We start from the raw sequence: 2767 nt of genomic DNA on the forward strand, positions 1-2767 counted from the left end.
CGGGCCCCACGAGCAGCGCCCGCGCCTTGCTCAGGCGCTCGGCCATCGCCGCGCGGGCCTCGTCGGGAAGGATCGCGCCCGCCTCATCGACGGGAAGGCCGACGGTGGTCACCTCGGTGAGCTTCGCCGCGAGCGTGGGGCGGATCGGCTCGGGACAGGCGCACACGACGAAGCCGCTCCCGGCGCGCGCGGCCGCCTGGGCCGCCATCACCGGCGCGCCCGTGAAGCCCGGCGCGCCCGCCGCCACGAGGGCCAGGCCCACGCTGTACTTGTGCGCGTCGTGCGGGCGGGCAGGCAGCCACCGCCGCACCGCCGCATCGGTGGGCACGAGCGCGCAGCCCGGCGCCCGCCGCACCCGCTCGATCACGAAGTCGGGGATGCCGATGTCCACCACCTCGATGCGCCCGGCGCGCACCGGCCCCTCGCCCACGAGCAGCCCCGTCTTCCACGCGCCCATCGTCACGGTCATCGCCGCCCGGACGGCCTCGCCGAGCACGACGCCCGTGTCCGTGTGAAGCCCCGTCGGCACGTCGAGCGCGACGACCGGGGCATCCCGGGCATTCATCCATTCCACGAGGTCGCGGAGGGGCGCGCGAAGGGCGCTCGTGATCCCGGTGCCGAGGAGCGCATCCACGTAAAGATCGGCGCGCGCGAAGGCCTCGAGCCCGTCGGCGTCGCGGAGAAGCGTGAGGTGAAGACGACCCGCCTCGTCATGCTCGGCGAGACGCCGGAGCAATCCGAGGTTGTGCGCCGCGTCCACCGACATCGCATCCTCTTCGGCGAGCATGACCACGCGCACGCGCGCGCCCCACCCATAGAGCACGCGCGCCGTCACGAAGCCGTCGCCGCCGTTGTTGCCCTTTCCGCAAAAGACGACGACCGTCTTTCCGCGCATCGGCCCGAAGTGCGCCGCGATGCGTTCGGCAGCCCCGCGCCCGGCGGTCTCCATGAGCGTGTATCCGGGCAGGCCGAAGGTTTCGATGGTGAAATGATCCGCCGCGCGCATGGCCTCGGCGGTGAGCGCGGGACGGAGGTCGTTCGAAAGCGTGCTCATGTCCGGTTCGGTTTGGCTGCGTCGGTCGTTGGGCGCTCCCTCCCGAATGTCACCGTTCATCCGGCTCGTCGTTCCGCGAAAGATGCGCGAAGATGGGGCGTCACCGGACGCGGAGCGTGTCGTCGGCGACGGTCTCCCACCGGGCGCGCACGGGCGGGAGGTCGCCGCCCCAGCCGAGGGGTTCGGCAGGGGTGTACGGAAAGAGGAAGCCGCCGTCCCATCGCCCGTTGCCGTTTCGGTCGACGAAGGCGCGGAGGCGGTATTGCCCGCCGCCCGGAAGCTCGCGGAAGACGAAGAAGCCGGTCGCGTCGGGGCGGGCCGTGCGGAAAGGCACGCGGGCCTCTCCGGCGACGTCGAAGAGCTCGACGACGAGCGCGCCGGTGGTGTCGTCCGCCGTCGCGTAGCCGCTCAGTTCGCCGAGTTCGTCGGGGCCCATCCGGCGGAAGCGGCGGGTGAAGACGGTGTCGGCCCCGGTGAGGGCTCGTCCGTCGACCGTCACGTCGAAGGGCGCCTCGGGCCACGGCTCCGGCGCGAGGCGGTACGTGACGCCGTCTTCGGTGTCGCGCAGGAAGGTGAGGGGCCGCCCCGTGGTGTCGCGCACGGCCACGACGGTGCGGAAACGCGCAGCGTCCACCGGCTCATTGAAGCGGACGGCGGGCCGGCGCGGCGGCGGCAGCGGGATGCCGTCGGGCGGCGCGCCGAGCGTGTCCGGGTCGAAGCCGCGGAAGCGGAGCCGGAACGTGTCGGCCTCGGCCACGGGCGTGAAGCGCATGGCTCCGCCGCGCACCGCGTTCCCGCTCGAATCGACGACGGCGGCCACGCGGATCGTGTGCGGGCGGGGGGCAAGCGAGTCGGTGAGCACGAGCACCTGACGCGGGTCTTCGGGAACCATGTACACGGCGCGGACGGCCGGGCGCGCGCCCGTCACGGAGTCGCGGAGGACCCACCCCGCCGTGTCGACGCGGGCGAGGCGGACGGCCTCGGAGAATCGAAGCGCTACACGCCGGCTCGAACGCGCCCGCACCTGCCGGAGCTCGGGCGGGATGGTGTCGCGCACGGTCACGAGCCATCGGCGTTCGGCTCCCGAGGCAACCGTGTCGGGGGAGAGGACGGGGCGCGGCGGCACGGCGAACGCCTCGGCCACGTCCGGCCGCCGGTTCCGGTTCCGATCCCGGAGGGCGATCACGAAGAACGGCTCCTCGCTCATGTACTCGAACCGGAAACGTCCGTCCTCGCCGGACTGCGTCCGATACGCCGGTCGCCCGGGGAGCGAATCCGGAGCGGCTCCGTCGGGGGCGGGGAAGGCATACACGTCGAGGCCCGGCGCGCCGTCTCCGCGCCAGGGCTCGAGCACGCGCCCGGCGAGGCGTCCCCGGTTGATCTCGGGCCCGGTCGAGAAGGCAAGCGTGATCGGCTCGTGAAGCGCCACGCCATGGAGGTCGCGGAGGTTGTTGTCGAGCGTGAGGATGTACGTCGTGTTCTCGCGGAGCGGCTCGGGGAAGACGACCTCGACGCGCTTGCCGTGCCACGCGAACTCCGGCGGTCTTTCGAAGTCGGGCGTGAACGTGAAGGCCCTCGCGAACGAACCCTGATCGACGTATTCCGAGAAGGTGATCTCGATCTTTTCCGCCCGCACGTTCACCGCGCCGGCGGGCGGGACCGTGCTGACGACGGCGGGCGGGGTCCGGTCGGGCGGGCCGCCGGTGGGGGGCA

General features: G+C 72.9%; 2 protein-coding genes. Both read right to left on the bottom strand.

All coding sequences use genetic code 11. The annotated features are described in order from the left end of the window. A partial coding sequence (locus AC1HIY_RS18185) for an NAD(P)H-hydrate epimerase (RefSeq protein ID WP_479578308.1) occupies nucleotides 1-1054 on the bottom strand: 1054 nt, incomplete at its 3' end. 100 nt (nucleotides 1055-1154) lie between these two features. Next, nucleotides 1155-2767: Ig-like domain-containing domain (locus AC1HIY_RS18190; RefSeq protein ID WP_479578311.1), on the bottom strand; the 1613-nt coding region annotated here is incomplete at its 5' end.

The sequence above is a fragment of the Rhodocaloribacter sp. genome (assembly GCF_056451265.1).